Below are 15,911 nucleotides of genomic sequence, written 5' to 3' on the forward strand. Positions count from 1 at the left end.
GGGGTGGTGGTCCCGTCCGGGGTCGTCGGGGCGGCCTTGGGGCTGTTGGCGTCGTCGGTGTTGCTGTTGTCGCTGGGGTTGCCGGGGTCGCCGGCCGGCTTGTCGCCCGCGGGGTCGTTGCTCGTGGACTCCGGGGTCGTGCTCGGGGTGGAGTCCGCAGTGCTGTTCGGTGCGGTGTCTGGTGCGGTGTCCGGTGCGGTGTTCGACGGGGTGTCCGGTGTGGTTTCCGGGCTGGACTGCGGGCTCTGGTCGGGTTGTTGAGCCGCAGGGTCGGAGTCCGGTGTCGACTCCGGGTTCGTGCTCTGCGAGTCCTGCGGGTTCTGCGCGTTCTGAGAGTTCTGTGCGTTCTGGGTGTCGTTGGTGGCCTGGTCGCCGTTCGACTGCTGGTTGTTGGACTGGTTGTTCGACTGGTTGTTGCTGTCCGGTTTGGGTACCGGGTGCAGCGGATCGCCGTTCGGGTCCAGCGGCATGTGCCAGGCGTGTGACGCGTTCTCGATGTGGATCGGGTCGTGGCTGACCTGGCCGGTCTGGGTGTCGATCCAGACGATCTTCCCCTCGTGGTTCACGGCGTTGAACGCGTGGCCGCCCCCGCCGTTCCAGTTGACCTGGACGATCGCGGCGGAGCCGGGGCCCGCCTGGAGGAGTTCGTACTCGATCCGCCGGGGCGTGTCCGGGTCGTTGCCCGGACCCGCGTACGTGTGCTCAGCGCCGGACCAGCGGCGCTGGTTGTCGTTGGCGTTGTCCTCCGGGCTGAGGAGGTCGATCCCGCCGTTCGGGGCCGGGTCGAGCGTGCGGGGCGCGGAGACCGTGGGGTTGCCGTACCAGGTCTCGAGGAGCGAGCGGGAGCAGTCGGCGCAGTTGTTGCCGCGACCGGGGACTTCGTTGCCGCCGTCGTTGACGAGCTGGGCCCAGCCACCCTTGTCGAACGGGTCCGGGTAGCGCTGCGGCGTACCGTCCTCGTTCCGCGGGATGACGTCCTCAAGGGCCTGCTGATCGGCCGGGTCGACGCCGCGGAGGCCGCCCGGCTCGTGGTCGAGGTCGTCGCGGATGGCCTGGAGGCTGTCGTCCGGGGTGTCCTTCTTGGCCTCGTCCTTGTCCGGGTCCTTGTCCGGATCCTTGTCCTGACTGTCGTCCTGGTTCTCGTTCTTGTTCTCGTCCTGGTTCTTGTTCTCATTCTTGTCCGTGCTGTCGTCGTCGCCGGGTTCGTTCGGCTTGGCGGTGTCCGGCTTGGCGTTGTCCGGCTTGGCGTTGTCGTTCTTCGGCCCGGCCGGGTTGTTCGGATTGCCGTTGTCCGACGGGGTGGTCTGCGGGGTCCGGGGTGCGGCCGGGTTGTTCGGCGTCGCGGAGGGGGTTGTGGTCGGCGACTGCTGCGACGGCTGTTGTGACGGCTGTTTGTTGGGCGTGGGCGTCGACGTCGGTTGGTTCGCGTTGGGCTGTTGCTGCCCTGGCCGGTCGTTGGTGCTCGGCGTGGGCGTGGGCGTGGGTGTTGGCGTCGTGTTCGTCGGCGTGGCGGCGTTGGACGGGTTCGAGTTCGACGGGGTCGTCGACGACGGCGTGCCCGGCGTGGTGGCGCTCGGGGTGCTGCTCGGGGTCGACGTGGGGGTCGATGTCGAGTTCGTGTGCGTTCCCGGCGTCCGACTGTCCGTAGAGCTGGGGGAGTTGGAGCTGGGTGTACTGGACGCCGGAGTGCTGTTGCTCGGAGTGCTCGTACTCGGCGTGCTGCTCGGAGTGCTCGTACTCGGGGTGCTGCTCGGAGTGCTCGTGCCCGGAGTGCTCGTACTCGGCGAGCTCTGCTGAGGCACGGACGGGTTGGACGGGTTGGACGGCGTGCCCGGCGTGGATGTCGACGGGCGGCCGCTCGGCGTACCGGAGGAGTTGCCGCTGTCACTCGGCGTCGTGCTGCGCGGCGTGGACGCGGGCCCCGAGGAGGTGGGGCTCGGTGAGGAGGGCGGGCCGCTCGCGGACGGGGTGGACGTACCCGGTGTCGTCGACGGGGCGCTGCGCGGCGGTGCGGAGGACGAGTTGGTCGGGCTCGTGGGCGTACCCGATCCGCCCGAGGACGGCGTACCGCCCGAGTTCGTACCCGGACGCGCGCCCGCGTCGCCGCCCGTCGACGAGGGTGCCGGAGAGCTCGGCATGCCGCCACCGCCGCCGCTGTCACCGCGCGGTGTGGACGTCGAGGGTTCCGAAGTCGTGGGTGCGGGCGCGGAGTTGGTCTGTGTGGGGGAGGAGGCGGCGAGGCTGTCGACCTGCGTGCCGATGTTGCCGCCGTCACCCGTGGAGGGGGAGCTGTTGGACGGCGCGGGGCTCGGCGACGCGGACTGCGGGCTTGGCGAGGTGACGCCGCCCGGGTTGGAGTTGCCGCCGCTCGGCGTGGAACCGCCGGGGCTGCCGCCGCTGTCCGAGGCGCTCGGCGAAGGGCTGGAGGACGGGCTCGGTGAGGAGTTGCTCGGCCCTGGATCGTCGAAGTCGCTCAGGCCGGGGCTGTCGCTGCGGGTGGGGGCGGTGTACTGGCTCGGCCCGGAGTCGGGGCTGTTGTTGCTGCCGCCGGAGTCCGAGCTGGGGCCGGGGCCGGTGTTCGGGCCGGAGGGCGAGTCGCCGCCGCTGTCCGAGGAGACGGTGCTGCCGACGTTCGGCCCGGAGTTGCTGGACGAGGAGTTCGAGTTCGAGTTCGACGACGAGTCGGAGGAGTTCGAGTTCGAGCTGGAATCGGAACTGGAGTTGGAGTTGGAGCTGGAGTTGGAATTCGAATCGGAGGACGAGTTCGAGTTGGACCCCGAGTCGTTACCCGTACTCGAATTGCTACCCGGACCCGAATCGCTCCCCGAAGGCGAGGAGTTGTTGCCCAGCGGCCCGTTGTTGGCGTAATTCTCCGCACCGCTGCGGGCGGCTCCGCCGGCCTTGCTGCCGACGCTGTCGCGGACGCTCTCGAGGAACGTCTGCGGAGTTTGCTTGATCGCTTCCCAGCCGCCCTTGGCGCCGGCCTTGACGGTTTCCGAGATGTCGATGCCGGACTGGGCGCCGAAGCCGACGTTGACGGACTGCCGTGTCAGGTCGGTGATCATGGCTTCGAGTGCCGAGACCGCCGGTTCCTTCATGCACTCGATGATCGCCTCGACCAGCGCGTCTTTGAGTGCGTCAAGAATTTGCCGCACGGCGACGCGGGTGATGGCGGTGGTCGCGAGGGACGCGGCGTTGGAGAGGCCGAAGGTGACGACGGAGGCGGCCGCCGCGGCGATGATCTGTACGGCGAGGGCGATGAGTTGGACGATGACGGCGACCTTGCAGCTGACGACCAGAATGGCCGCGCCGCGCAGCGCCGCGCCGATGATCGTGGCTGCCTGCGAGGCATTCTGGAGATATCCGTCGCCGCCGCTGTCGAACTTGTCGTACGTCTTCTTGAATTTGTCGATGGCGTCGCCCGCGTTGTTCGCCATGACGGTGGAGGCGCTGCTGTTGGCGTTGGCGTGGAGTTCGGCCACGTCGGACGCGAACTTCTCCCAGACTTCCGCGCTCTGGACGAGTTTGTCCTCGTCAGCGGTAGGCCAGGTGAAGCCGAGCATCTCGAGCACCCACTCGAGCTCGTCCGGCAACATCATCGACACTGCAGCACACCCCCGTATCCCGGCAACTGTCCACCGCGGGCCCCCGTCGCACCAAGGGCAGAACGAAGCCAACGGCAGTCAGACTTTACCGAGCCCGCCGGGCTATGGGGGTGCGTAAGTGTCACAGGAAGGCTTCAACAGGGCGGGGCGTGAGGGGAGTTCGCGCAGTGTTCAGTTGCTGTGCAATGCGTACGGCCATGCCTTGGCGTGTGAACCCTGGGCGTCGACGGACCACACCGCGTGGTCGAGTTCTCGCACATCCGGTGCCCGTCGGTGTCAGTCGGTGTCAGCCGGTACCCGTCGGTGTCAGTCGGTCTCTGTGAAGCCGGTGGTCCAGGCGCCCGACGCGGCCCCTGCGGCATCGATCTCGGACAGGGTGCCCGACAGGCTGTCCCTGATCTCCTCGCGTTCGCGCCGGTAGCCGGCCGAGGCCAGCATGCAGCGGGTCACCAGGTACTGCTGGAGCAGCTTGACGAAGGCGGTCAGGCTGCCGGCGATCAACAGCCCGGCACCGCCTTGGACTTCGTCCCCGTCCTGGTCTTCGGCGCCCGAGTCCTCCCCCTCGTCGAAGAAGAAGTCGTCGAACTCGTCGTCGCTGACCCAGTCGTTCGCGCCCAGGAGATGGACCGTTCCGGTCGAACCGTTCAGGACCACATCGCTGGTCACCCACTGGCCGAGCCGGTAGTACGCGGAGGTGGACGAGCCGTAGTCCCCATCCCCTTCGCCGGAGTCCAAGTCGTCGGAGTCCGCTTCGGCCAGACCCTGTTCGTCCAGCGCGAGCAACCGCATCTCGACCGCCTCGACAGCCGGCAGCCCCGCCTCGGTGAGTACCCGCAGGGACTCGGTGTCGGTCAGGCCTCGCGGGACGCGGTCCTTCGGCAGGAGACGTACGACACCGGGTTCGAAGAGGCCCGCGGCGTACAGCCCGTCGCCCTGCGGGGCCCTGTCGTAGGGGACGGGGGACCACACCGGATCGTCGAACATCGGCTCACCGTGCACCTCGGTGAGCCCGGCCCCGTCGGCAGCGGGATGAACGTCCACGGCGAAGATCCCCCCGAGCCCGGCCACCACCACTACATCGCCCACCACGACATGGCCCACCGCGGCATCGCCGACCGCGACCTCGCCCACCGCGACCTGCCCCGCGACGAAGGACGGCTCCAAGGCGTCGAACACCGTCAGGTCGACCCAAGCGGGAGTGACATCGCGGTCGCCGTCCGGGAGCCACAGGTCCTCGCGCTGCCCCGGATCGGGTACCGCATCGGGCCACGGCCCGGCCACCTGTTCGCCGGTCCGCACGTCCCAGGCCTGGTAGCGGTCGTTCCACTCGCCCTCGGCGATCACCGTGGGCCGGCCGGGACGGTACTCCTCGGGGGCGAGGTACGGCTTCGCCAGCGGGCCGGGCCGTACGAACTCCGCGCCCACCGCACCCGGAGGCCGCCAGTGCGCCCAGCGCACGCGCCACGGAAGCTGTCGGTCCGACGCCGCGACCGCAGCCGCGATCTCGGCGGCCGTCTCATGGTCGCCGCGTACGGTGCTCATCAGGTGCAGCCAGGAAGCCCACTCGTCCTGCGGCAGCGAATCGACGCCGGACGCCCACAAGTTGACCGCGTCACCGGTCGGTGAATCGCCGTTGACGACGTAGGAGCGGTCGGCGCGCGCCGCGTCGATCAGCGCCACCTGATCGATGTGCGCCACCAGCCGGCCGGAGCGCTGCACGGCGTCGAACTCGCCCGCCTGCACCGCGTGCATGGCCAGGCCCTGAGACAGGTACCGCCTTGTCGGCACGGGCCCGTCCGCCGCCCGGCCACGGAGCCACTCGACCACATCGCGATGCACCGCGCGTACGAGTTCGGGCTCCACGCTCCGGCGGAGCGCATCTGCGACGTGCTCCGCACGGAACAGGGCGCGGCCCTCGTCGTCCACATCGAGGAGCCCGTCCGCCCGCGATGCCGCGGCGACATCCACCTGACGCCCCGACCGCACCTCCCAGGCCCGGCCCAACTCCGCCCAGACGTCCATGGGTACGCGGCGTGGCTCGGCCAGCGCCAACGCACGCAGGGCCTCGACCGCCGCCCCGTCGGGCAGCTCACGCTCAAGGGACTCATCCGCCGGGAGCGGCGGCAGAGCCACGACCAAGTGGTCGTGCCTGCGCCGGACATCAGGAAGGTCCCGCTCGACGAGAACCTTCACCCCGGCCACCGCCAGCTCACCGCTGAACCGGTGCACCATCCGGTCAGGCTCGGCGGAGCGCCGCGTACGCCCGGCGCGCTGCGCGTTGGCGAGCACGATCAGCTTGCCCCGGAGCGGGGACTCCTCGAGCGCGTATCCCCAATCGGCCCGTCGCTCCGGTGGGTTGTCCAGACCCGCCGCCGCCAGGACCCGATGAATGACGTCCTCGGACGTCAGCCCGGTGGCATCGATGAACACCGAGTCCGGGGCGGCTTCGTGCACCTGCCGCAGGACCCTCGTACGCCCCGAACCCGCAGGACCGGTCAGCTCCGCGACCCTGGGCCGCTCGGCGCTCAGCCACTCCCGCAACGTGACCAGGGCCTGCTCGGGCGGCACGGGTGAGGGGGCGGGTGTCCGACTGCTGTTCATGGCCGAGCGGGCTGACTCTCCTGACTCTGCTGACGCGGCTGACTCGGATGGGCCTTCAGAACAACCCGTGCCACATCTGCTCGACGATCAGCGACCACCACGTGTCGGGGTTGGCCTGCGCCGTGGCGTCGAGCGCGGCGAGCTGCTCCTGAAGTTCCGCCACCGCCGCGCCCGCCTCGTACGGGTTCATGCGGACCATCCGCTGCCGGGTCTCGGCGAGGAGGGCCAGGGAACGGGTGTACGCGGACAGGGAGATGTTGACGTAGCGGGCGTCGGCGGTGACCGGGTCGATGGCCCAGATCGCCCCGAGGCCGTTGGGCTCGGTCGAGCCGGGCAGAACCTGGACGGCGATGACGGCGACGCCGTCGAAGCCGATCCGGACGAGGTGGCCGAGTACGGCCAGCTTCTCCTCGCCAGCGGGGCTGCGACGCTCCCGGAGATTCGTCGGTACGTCGGCGAACAGGCCGCCCGCGGACGGTGCTTCGGGGTTGTCCGCGATGAAGAACAGGGGCAGGTCGGCGGGGAGGCCGGCCTCGGAGAGCGTGGCCTTCGTGGTGTCCGGGAGACGGCTCCCGGCGACGGCCTCGAGGGCGTAGCGGCGTACGCCGTCGTGGCCGAAGACGGAGATGAGGTGCTCGCCGAGGGCCTCGTCGGAGAGCGGCACGGCCGGCGCCACCTGGGTCGGGACGGGGACCCGGTGCGGGCGGGGCGGGGGCTGCTGGCCGGCCATACGGTGGGTCTGCTCGACCTGGTCGACGAGGGCGGCGATGCCTTCGGCACGGGCCTCGGCGCGGGCGCCGTACGGCTGCGAGCTGGAGAGCTCCGCGTTGCGGAAGGTGTTGAGGAGTTCCGCCGTGTAGCCGCCCGGAAGGAGACTCGGGTGGAGGTCGGTGTGCGCTGCGACGACGTTCTCCGGCGCGATGCCCAGACGGCGCAGCTCCGACCACGCCTGGTACTCGGCGGGCGGCAGCCCGGGAGCAGAGGTGCGGAAGAGGGTGATCTCGTCGTCCGCGGCAGCGTCGGTGTAGGTGACCACGCAGGTGTTGCCCGGTCCTGTGGCGGGACGGCCGCTGCCGGTGGCTCCGTCGCCGCCGTGCTTCTGCCGGTACATGCGCACGACCTCGTCCACCGGGACGGACGGCCAGATCGTCAGTTCGCCCGTACGACGGTCGATCACGCCGCATGCGTCACCGAGCTCGGACGGCGGCCGGCGCTCTCCCGTCTCCGGGTCGCGCTCCAGAGCCGCGGGTGCGGCCCACACCACCCAGCCGAGGTCGAACTCCTGCATCCGGACCTCGCGGCGCGGAGCCTGGTTACCTGCAGGGTTGAGCCAACTGTCGGCGAGGGCGAGCGCCTGCTCCTGGCTGGTCACGGGGAACTCCTTCGAGCTACAGGTCGGTCGTCGCGGTCGACAGTTGCGCAGAACGGGGCTACGAGGCTATCGGTGCCGCGTCCGTGGTGATGTGCAGGGCCTTGACCCCGCTCTGTGTGGCGACGATCAGAACGCCACTGGGGGACAGGTCGGCTCCGGTGAGGGGTTCGACCGAGAGGAACGCGGCCACGGGTTCCCCGGCGGCGCGGTCCCAGACCCTGACGTAGTCCGCACCCTGGCTGAGCCCGAAGGGTCCGGCTGCCCGGTCGTCCTCGGAGGGGCGGGCCAGGAGTGCGGGGTCGGCGGGTGGATAGAGGTAGGACTGCATGAGGTCGTGTACGAGCAGGCCCCCGCGGGCAGCGACGGTCTCGTCGTCGGCCGGTCCTGCCTGCCAGGCCCCGGGAGTGCCGACCGGGACAACGGCGACAGCGACCGGGCGGACCGCGCCGTCGGCCGTGGGGAGCTGGGCGATGGTGACCTCGTCGACCCCGGACACCGGAAGGGTCCACAGGGTCCGCCAGGGCAGTTCGAGTCCGAGACGGCGGACGGCCTCGGCGAAATCCGCCAGACCGTCTTCGACGAACGCCGTCTCCAGGAGTGCGGCGCGCCCCAGCGCAGGCAGTTCATTGCGGGTCAGCAGAGGGACGGTCCGTAGATACGTGAGGGCGGGGGCGCCCAGTGACTCCAGCGGCACGGCTTCCACCGCGGCGCGCAACGCGACTGGATCGGCGTGCACGAACAGGCTCGGGTCCGTGAGGAGTTGGGGCAGCAGACCGGCGGCCAGAGCATGTCCCGCGATGTGGTCGCGTATGTAGGGCTCGGCCTTGCTCCAGTCCTGTTGCGGCACGGCTTCGAGGAGAGCCATCGCGATACGGGACTGGGCCGTGTGCAACTGGGGCAGTGCCGCGCGGATCTCCTCCCCTATCGCGGGGTGGGCGAGGCGCAACGACATGCGCCGGCCGGTGGCGTCCTCAGGATCCTTGACGGGCCTGATGAACGGCCCGGCCAGGAGCATGCCGGACGCGACGGTGTCAGCCATGTCCTGTCCGGCGACGGCGCCGGCGAGCCGGACCCACAGATCGACGGGAATGCCGTCGCTCTCGGCAAGGGCGAGCGGAGCGAGCAGGTGCCGCAGTGTCTGCGCGTCGGCGCCCATGCGCCGGGCATGCCAGTCGAGAACCGAGCTGACGGATGTCGGCAGCTGTTCCTCGTCGGCCGGGTCGAAACCCTCGGGTGCGGTGAGGGCGCACTGGACGGCGAGCTGCACCACCAGGGGACTGGTGCCCGCCCGCTGCGCGATCGCCGTGCCCAGTGAGCTCCGCACGTCGGTATCCACAGTGAACGGCAGTTCGGGGGCGCCGAATTGAGGGTCGAGAGCCGCTGTTGCCTGCCGCACGAGCCCGTCCGGGTCGGCCCACTGGGGAGTGTCGAGGTCGATGACCTGCACCGTCTCAGGCGGCAGTTGATCGGCCAGCTCTGCCGCGAGTGGCCGGGGCAGCTCGACCACGAGACGCACGGTCTCCAGGGCTGCCAGCGGCTTGAGCACCTGGTGGACGAGCGCGGCCGGTTCGTCCGCGGCGCGCACCGGCCCGGCCTGATCCACGTCGAGGACGACGAGCGGAACGGGCTCACCCAGCGCGGCCAACGCGGGGTAGACGTCCTCGACGCGGTCCACGTCCAGGTCGTAGTGGTCCGCGAGGGCCCACAGAAACTGCGCGGCGGTCAGCCCACGTGCATTGGTCGCCGCGGGTGCGGGCAGCTCGGGTGGAACGGTGGCCGGGTCGAGCTGGTCGAGGAACAACTGCTTGCGGAACTCGGGGTCGCAGAGCATCAGGAAGCCGGTGAGCAGTCGGGAGCGGCCGCTGCCGGAGTCCCCCGTCACTGCCAGCACCCGAGGCGAACCGGGCCACTCCATGCGCCAAGCGGCAAGCGCACGCAAGGCGTTGGTGCGCCCGCCTATGTGCGGGTGCGGAGGGTAGCCGTTGTCGGTGTCGGTCATGGGTGTCCGTCCTCAACTCGTGGGTCGGTCAGATGGGCAGGGCGCCCGGGAAGCGGGAGTTGGGACAGTCGGCGTGCGTGGTCGCCAGCCAGCCGTGACCGTGGGTGTGGTCCGCGAGCATGGGGCCGGGTTCGGCGGAGAGGCTGTCGGCGGCGGTCAGCGTCTCGGGAACGCCCTCGGCGTAGAGCGCTGCTTCTTCCTCGTCGTCCATGGAGTCCTCCCGACGCTCGATCTCGAAGGGCAGCGGCTCTCCACTGAACTGCGGATGCGCGTAGGTGCTGTAGCCGCGCACGGAGCGGCCGTCGCGTGCCACGTACCAGCTTTCCGATCCGTTGTACGGATCAATGACGTAGAAGTGTGCTTCGCCGCACCGCTCGCTGATTTTGCCGGCCAGGATGAACCCGTCGAGTTCATCCAGGAATGAATTCCCCCACAGCAGCCGCCAGCGCGCCCCCGTGAGCCAGTTCTCGAATTCCGGGGTGATGAAAACGCGGTACGCCGTCCGCTTCTCACCCTTGGCGCTCTGAAAGGAGATGGAACCAGTGGCCTTGGTGGCTGCCGCCACCCCCATGACGGTGGTGACGGCTTTGAGGTCATGGAGTTCCAGGACCGATAGCGCGTCGTCGAACCGTTCCGCCGGCAGCGCCAGCCAGCGGCCCGCTTCCGAAGGGACCTTCACCGGGAGTTCGGAAAGCAGTTTGATCCGTACGAGACGGTCCACGGCATCCTTGTCCCGTTCGCCGAGGGACTCTGCTCCAGCCAGATCGACCAGCATCGTGAGGGCTTTGGCGCGCAGATGTCCGGGGCCTTGGGCTCGGATCTCGCGAAGCCGGGGCAGCGCGTCACCTCCCAGGCGCTGGAACACGGATTCGGCCCGCAATCGCCGTGCCGTCGGCTGCCCGTCGTAGACGTAGGGCAGCAGTCGGTCGATGCACGGTGGCCCGAGCGTGACCAAGGAGTCTTCCGCGGCTTTCCGTACGTCACGGTCCTGGTTCGAGAGGTCCTCAACGAGGGCGTCGATGGTATCTGGCATGGGGTACAGCCTAGGTGTGTATTGCGGGTGACTGATCCGGACTAGTGCTCGCCTGCGCCGGTCTCGCGACCGACGCGATCTCAGGCGGTCAGTTGAGGACGCAGTTTGTTCCAGGTCTCCTGCAAGGCATCGATGTGCTGGTCGAACTCCTTGGTGATGGCTTGTTCCTTGGGAGTTCGAGTCTCTTTGCGCTGCGTGTCGAGTTCGTTCCGGATGGACTTGAGAAGCTCCGCGCCGGACTTGCCGTCGATCCTTTTGGCGGTCCTCTCAAGTCGCTGCGGGTCGTCCTTGTAATGCTCTTGCAGCCGCTCTGCCATCTTCTCTTTGATTTTGTCGTCAGGCAGGCCCTTGAGCTCTTTCAGGAATTCCTTCTTGTCGTCGATCAGCTGATCACGCTGGTCGACGCCCTTCGGGTCGTCCCGGTACGTGGTGCTGTAGTGGATGGGCACGTCTTTGAATCGCTCATCCAGCAGAACATCGGAACACTTCATGTGTCCTTGGCCCGTGCCGCACGGTTCACGCTCGGTATAGAGACCGAGGGGAGTGTATTTGTCCCCGTCGGGGTCGACACGCTTCAGCCATTCCAAGAGGTGTCGTTCCGAGTGGCGTGGCTGAACACCACGCAATTCCTTGTTGGCGGGCACGGATGATTCGACCACGTAGGTCACTTCCCCCTTCGGCGGGGGGCCTTGTATCTCGAGGACCGCGAAGTTCTTGCCACTGAAGTCCGGCCCGTGTCGCTTGATCTTGGCCGCGTCGTCAGCTTCGAGGTTCTTGTACGCCGCGACCTTGAACAGCTGGTTGATCGCCATCCGGTGCAGTCGTACGCCGAGCGACTGCTTCGACAGCTTGGCACCACGGTCCGGGGTGTCCGCGCCCGGGGCGCCTTCGTTGGCCGCTCGGTAGGGACGGTCGATCCGCTCAGGGTTGACGCCCACGCTGTGCTGCTGGTGGAAGGAGAGGCTGAGCCTGGCGAGCGAGGTCACGACCGCCTGCTGTTCCCCTCGGGAGAGCTGGCCGAATCCGGGTAGAGCCGTGCTCAGTTCGTTCCGGGTGAAGGTGCGTGGCCCGTCACCGCTTCCGGGCGCGGTCTGCTGCAGGGCTCGATTGAGATCGCCCGAGCCCGCCCACCTGTCGAGCTCGGAATGGACCCGGTCGAGCTCGACGCGATGCACATCTCGCTGGTCACGCAGCGCCTTCTGCAGGTCGTCGGCCTCGATCCCGTATTCCTTGGAATCGCTGTCCTCCGCCTGTTCATGGGTGCGTGAGAGACCGTTGTCGGGACCGCCTTCGGTGACCCGGCGACTCTCGTCCGAAGTGGTGCTGTCGCCGCGATCGTGGGGTTCGGAGTACTCCGGCTTGTCGGAGTCCTTGTTGTTCTCCGGGTCCGGGTCCTTGCCCTTGTTGTCCTTGCCCTTGTCCTTGGAGTTCGAGTCGTCCGGCTTGGCCCCGGCGGGCTCCGCGTTTGGCCTGCGCTGGGTGTCCGCGGGGCGCTCGGGACTGCTCCGGTCGGACCGTGCGGGCGAGTTGGCCTCGGGGCGTTGCCCCGAGTCGTTGCGGGACCGGTTGTCGTTGCCGGGTGTCACCGGACGCCGGTCCGCCCCCAGCGGAATCGCGAAGACCCCGTTCTTCCCGCTGTGCAGCGGGTTCGGGCTGCGCTGGCCCGACTGGGCGTCGATGTACGTGATCTTGCCGTTGTGGTTGACGGCGTTCCACGCGTGGGCGCGGCCGTTGGCGTCCTGGGTGATGATCACGGCCTGCGAGCCGTGGCCGCCCTTGCGGAGGGTGTTCTCCAGGCGGTTGTACGCGTCCCGGCCGTTGCCCATGTCGTTGAAGCGGGCGCCGAGTGTGTTCTCGATGCGGTCGCGGCCGCCGCGCTCGCCCCGGTCGGACGGGTTGCCGTCCGCGTCCAGGTCGGGCGTGCGGGCACCGGCCGCCGTAGGAGTGCCGGCGAAGGTGTCGACCGTGGACAGGGCGGTGTCGACACAGTTGTTGCTGCGGCCGGGGGTGTCGGTGCCGTTGCCGTTGATGCGCTCGACCCAGTTGCCGTCGTCCGGGTTCGGCGGGCGCGTCGGGTCGCCGTTCTCGTCCCGGGGAACGGAGTTCTCGAGCGCGTTCTGCTCCCTGCGGGAGGGGTCGTTGACGCCGCCGGGCGGAGTGTTGTCGCGGGTCGAAGAGGCGGGCGTCGGCTCGGACTTGGAGTCGTCGTCCTTGTTGTTGCCGTTGTCGTTGTGCGCGCCGGGCGACTGGTTGGACTGATTCGACTGGTTGGACAGGTCCGGCGTCTGCGGCGTGGCCGTCGTCGTCACCGTGTGCACCGGGACCACGACCGGCCCCGGCGTCGCCTGCTGCGGCGGGTTGTTCGCCGGGGCCTGCGGGGGAGTGTTCGGCGTCGCCGGGTTGCTCGGGGCGTTCGGCGTACCCGGGTTGCCCGGCGAGTGCTGCGGCGGGTTGCCACCCGGCGAGTTGCCTCCAGGCGAGTTGCCACCCGGCGAGTTGCCGCCCGGTGTGTGCACCGGGGTGGCCGCACCGCCCGGCGTGTTCTGCTGCGGTACGGACGGCCGCCCGCCCGGCGTGCCCGAGGAGCCGTCGCCCGGGGTCGGGCGCGGAGTCGTGCCAGGGCCGGGGTTCGAAGGGTTCGGCGAGGAGGGCGTGCCGCCCGGCGTCTGGGTGCCCGGGTTCGCCGACGGGTTGTTTCGCGGGGGCGCCGAGTTCGAGGGGTTCGGGCTCGTCGCCGTATTGCCGCCGGACTGCGAGGAGCCGCCCTGGCTCGGCGAGTTGCGCGAACCCGAGTCGCCCGTCGACGGCGAGTTCGGCGAGGTGGGCATCGCGTTGTTGCTGTCACCGCGCGACGGCGAGGAGTCCGAAGTCGTGGGCGGCGGCGCCGAGTTGGTGACCGTCGGCGCGGACGAGGCGAGGCTGTTGACCTGCGTGCCGATGTTGGGGCCGTCCTTCGAGGACGGCGAGCTGTCGGACGCCGAAGGCGTGGGCCCCGACTGTGCGTTGGGCGAGGTGATGCCGCCCGGGTTGGAGTTGCTAGGGCCGCCGTTACCGCCGCTGTCCGAGTTCGAATTCTGGCCCGACGACGGGGAGTTGTCGGAGCCGTCGTTGAAGTCGCCGAGCGAGGGCCCGTCGGAGTTCGACGGCGAGTCCGAGCCCGGACCGTCCCCGAGGTCGGGGCCGTCGCCGCCGGTGTCCGCCGAGACCGTACTGCTGACGCTCGGGCCGTCCGACGAGGAGTCGGAGTCGCTCGCCGTGTCCGATGCGGGGTCCGTGGCGTCCGAGGCCGACTCCGGTCCCGTACCCGCTTCGGCGCTCATGGACGACGGGTTGCTGCCCAGCGGACCGCTGTCGGCGAAGTTCTCCGCGCCTCGGCGGGCGGCTCCGCCGGCCTTGCTGCCGACGCTGTCGCGGACGCTCTCGAGGAACGTCTGGGGGGTCTGCTTGATCGCTTCCCAGCCGCCTTCGGCGCCGGCCTTGACGGTCTCGGAGATGTCGATGCCGGACTGGGCGCCGAAGCCGACGTTGACGGACTGCCGCGTCAGGTCGGTGATCATGGCTTCGAGCGCGGAGACTGCCGGTTCCTTCATGCACTCGATGGCGGCTTCGATCAGCGCGTCCTTGAGTGTGTCGAGAATCTGCCGGACGGTGACGCGGGTGATGGCGGTGGTGGCGAGGGATGCGGCGTTGGAGAGGCCGAAGGTGACGACGGAGGCGGCCGCCGCGGCGATGATCTGTACGGCGAGGGCGATGAGTTGGACGATGACCGCGACCTTGCAGCTGACGACGAGGATCGCCGCGCCGCGCAGTGCCATGCCGATGACGGTGGCCGCCTGAGAGGCGTTCTGGAGGTACCCGTCGCCGCCGTTGTCGAACTTGTCGTACGTCTTCTTGAACTTGTCGACAGCGTCACCGGCGTTGTTCGCCAGGACAGTGGAGGCGCTGCTGTTGGCGTTGGCGTGCAGCTCGGCCACATCGGACGCGAACTTCTCCCAGACTTCCGCGCTCTGGACGAGTTTGTCCTCGTCAGCGGTAGGCCAGGTGAAGCCGAGCATCTCGAGCACCCACTCGAGCTCGTCCGGCAACATCATCGACACAGCAGCACACCCCCGATTCGCGACCACCGCCCGTGGACCCGGCACTTGGACACACCAAGGGGTCACACGCCGTACAGCGGTAGCCAAAGCCTAACCATCACCTGTGACACCGCCAGCGGCCGAATGTCACAGGACAGCTCCAACAAGCCCACGCGGCACAACCGGTCCGAACGCGCGGTGGCGCGACCGGCGGTGGAGCGTCGACGGCACCGGGCCCGGCCCGCCGGTGTCAGTGCCACCGGCGCCGGGAGACCGGCCTCAGACCGACTGCATGCCCCGGGCGCCCGCGCCGCCCGAGGCGTCGTGCTCCGAGGTGAGCTGTGCGTACTTCTCCTCCTGGGCGAGCTCGCCCTGCTCGTGCCGCATGCCCATCTCCGTGAACTTCACGCCGATACCGGCGATGCGCTCGGCGAGGCTGTTCATCGACTCGAACATGCCGTCCCGCAGGCCCTCGTAGACCACGCCGAACTTCTCGCCGAGGTCGTCATCGCCCCACGGGGGAGTGTCGCCCTTCTCCAGAGCGGTGAGGCCTTCCTGGAGCGCCTTGGCGGCCTTGCCCCAGTCCTGTCCGACCTCGAACATGTTGAAGCCCTCGTCCTTAAGGACCTTGGCATCAGCGCGGAAACCCGTCACAACTGCTCCCCCATGACTCGCGTACATGACCTCGCGTAAGACTGTCGCCGCTTCAGACTAACTCCCGTGAACGGCCCACCACACCGGTCGATTAGGGTCAACCGTCAGTTGACACCGAAGCGTCACAACAGCCCACAACGGCCCTTACGACCGAGGCGTGGAGCGACGCGGTTCCCGACGTCACACGACCCTCACAAGAACACCTCGGATACGAGGCAGCCTCCCAAGGAGCAGCGAGTGACCACACAGGAGCAGGCCCTCGCGGCGGCCGACGGCTGGCTCAACGGCGACGCCCCCACCGCGATGCGCCGCGAAGTCCGTACGCACGAGTTCTCGCTCGGCTGGGTCGTGTGGGGCGCGCCGCCGCCCGAGGAACGCGACCCCGAGAGCGGTGAACGCCGCCCGCCCGCCGAAGTCGACGCCGCCACCGCCGTGGTGGACCGGCGCACCGGCGAACTCTCCACCTGGCCCGCGCTCCCCGTCGAGGAAGTGGCCCGGCTGTACGAGGAGAAGCACGCCGAGACCGGCACCGAGGGCGAACCGGAGCCGGACGAAGGGCCCGCACGCCCGT

9 protein-coding genes and 1 pseudogene are annotated in these 15,911 nt (G+C 69.3%); 2 read left to right on the plus strand and 8 right to left on the minus strand.

All coding sequences use genetic code 11. From position 1 onward, the window contains the following. Window positions 1–1,802 (minus strand): toxin glutamine deamidase domain-containing protein (locus tag GUY60_RS38535; protein WP_312866361.1); only part of this gene is annotated, 1,802 nt, incomplete at its 3' end. 25 nt (window positions 1,803–1,827) lie between these two features. On the opposite strand from GUY60_RS38535, the gene GUY60_RS39750 reads away from it, so the two are divergent. Next, entirely contained in the window at window positions 1,828–2,868 is a 1,041-nt protein-coding gene (locus GUY60_RS39750; RefSeq protein ID WP_223178709.1) for a hypothetical protein, read from the plus strand. A 350-nt stretch (window positions 2,869–3,218) separates the two neighbouring features. Here GUY60_RS39750 and GUY60_RS40085 read toward each other — a convergent pair. The 7 genes and pseudogenes from GUY60_RS40085 to GUY60_RS20195 all read right to left on the minus strand — a co-directional run. Beyond that, a pseudogene (locus tag GUY60_RS40085) lies at window positions 3,219–3,599 on the minus strand (WXG100-like domain-containing protein); the annotation flags it as partial. Window positions 3,600–3,911: 312 nt separating this feature from the next. After that, on the minus strand, window positions 3,912–6,206 hold the full coding sequence (locus GUY60_RS20170) for an amino acid adenylation domain-containing protein (protein ID WP_161699824.1): 2,295 nt from the start codon (window positions 6,204–6,206) through the stop codon (window positions 3,912–3,914). Window positions 6,207–6,261: 55 nt separating this feature from the next. After that, window positions 6,262–7,578: an SUKH-4 family immunity protein gene (locus GUY60_RS20175; RefSeq protein ID WP_161699826.1), complete on the minus strand. Its 1,317-nt coding sequence runs from the start codon at window positions 7,576–7,578 to the stop codon at window positions 6,262–6,264. A gap of 58 nt (window positions 7,579–7,636) precedes the next feature. After that, a complete protein-coding gene (locus GUY60_RS20180) occupies window positions 7,637–9,577 on the minus strand; it encodes an ATP-binding protein (protein WP_161699828.1) in 1,941 nt (646 codons plus the stop codon). 28 nt (window positions 9,578–9,605) lie between these two features. Then, window positions 9,606–10,610: a hypothetical protein gene (locus GUY60_RS20185; RefSeq protein WP_246235320.1), complete on the minus strand. Its 1,005-nt coding sequence runs from the start codon at window positions 10,608–10,610 to the stop codon at window positions 9,606–9,608. An 80-nt stretch (window positions 10,611–10,690) separates the two neighbouring features. After that, a complete protein-coding gene (locus tag GUY60_RS20190) occupies window positions 10,691–14,701 on the minus strand; it encodes a toxin glutamine deamidase domain-containing protein (protein ID WP_246235331.1) in 4,011 nt (1,336 codons plus the stop codon). Window positions 14,702–14,965: 264 nt separating this feature from the next. Beyond that, the gene (locus GUY60_RS20195) at window positions 14,966–15,340 is read right to left on the minus strand and encodes a hypothetical protein (protein ID WP_161699832.1); all 375 of its coding nucleotides are present in this window, start codon (window positions 15,338–15,340) and stop codon (window positions 14,966–14,968) included. 237 nt (window positions 15,341–15,577) lie between these two features. Between GUY60_RS20195 and GUY60_RS20200 the strand changes: the two genes are divergently transcribed. Next, window positions 15,578–15,911, plus strand: a 334-nt coding sequence (locus tag GUY60_RS20200; protein WP_512700838.1) for an SUKH-4 family immunity protein, incomplete at its 3' end; no start/stop codon positions are given.

Source organism: Streptomyces boluensis (genome assembly GCF_009908195.1).
GTDB lineage: Bacteria > Actinomycetota > Actinomycetes > Streptomycetales > Streptomycetaceae > Streptomyces > Streptomyces boluensis.

Excerpts from the sequence above, each read along its gene's own strand:
- GUY60_RS20180 (WP_161699828.1), bottom strand. The coding sequence starts at position 9,577 with ATGACCGACACCGACAACGGCTACCCTCCGCACCCGCACATAGGCGGG.
- GUY60_RS20185 (WP_246235320.1), bottom strand. The coding sequence starts at position 10,610 with ATGCCAGATACCATCGACGCCCTCGTTGAGGACCTCTCGAACCAGGAC.
- GUY60_RS20190 (WP_246235331.1), bottom strand. The coding sequence starts at position 14,701 with ATGATGTTGCCGGACGAGCTCGAGTGGGTGCTCGAGATGCTCGGCTTC.
- GUY60_RS20170 (WP_161699824.1), bottom strand. The coding sequence starts at position 6,206 with ATGAACAGCAGTCGGACACCCGCCCCCTCACCCGTGCCGCCCGAGCAG.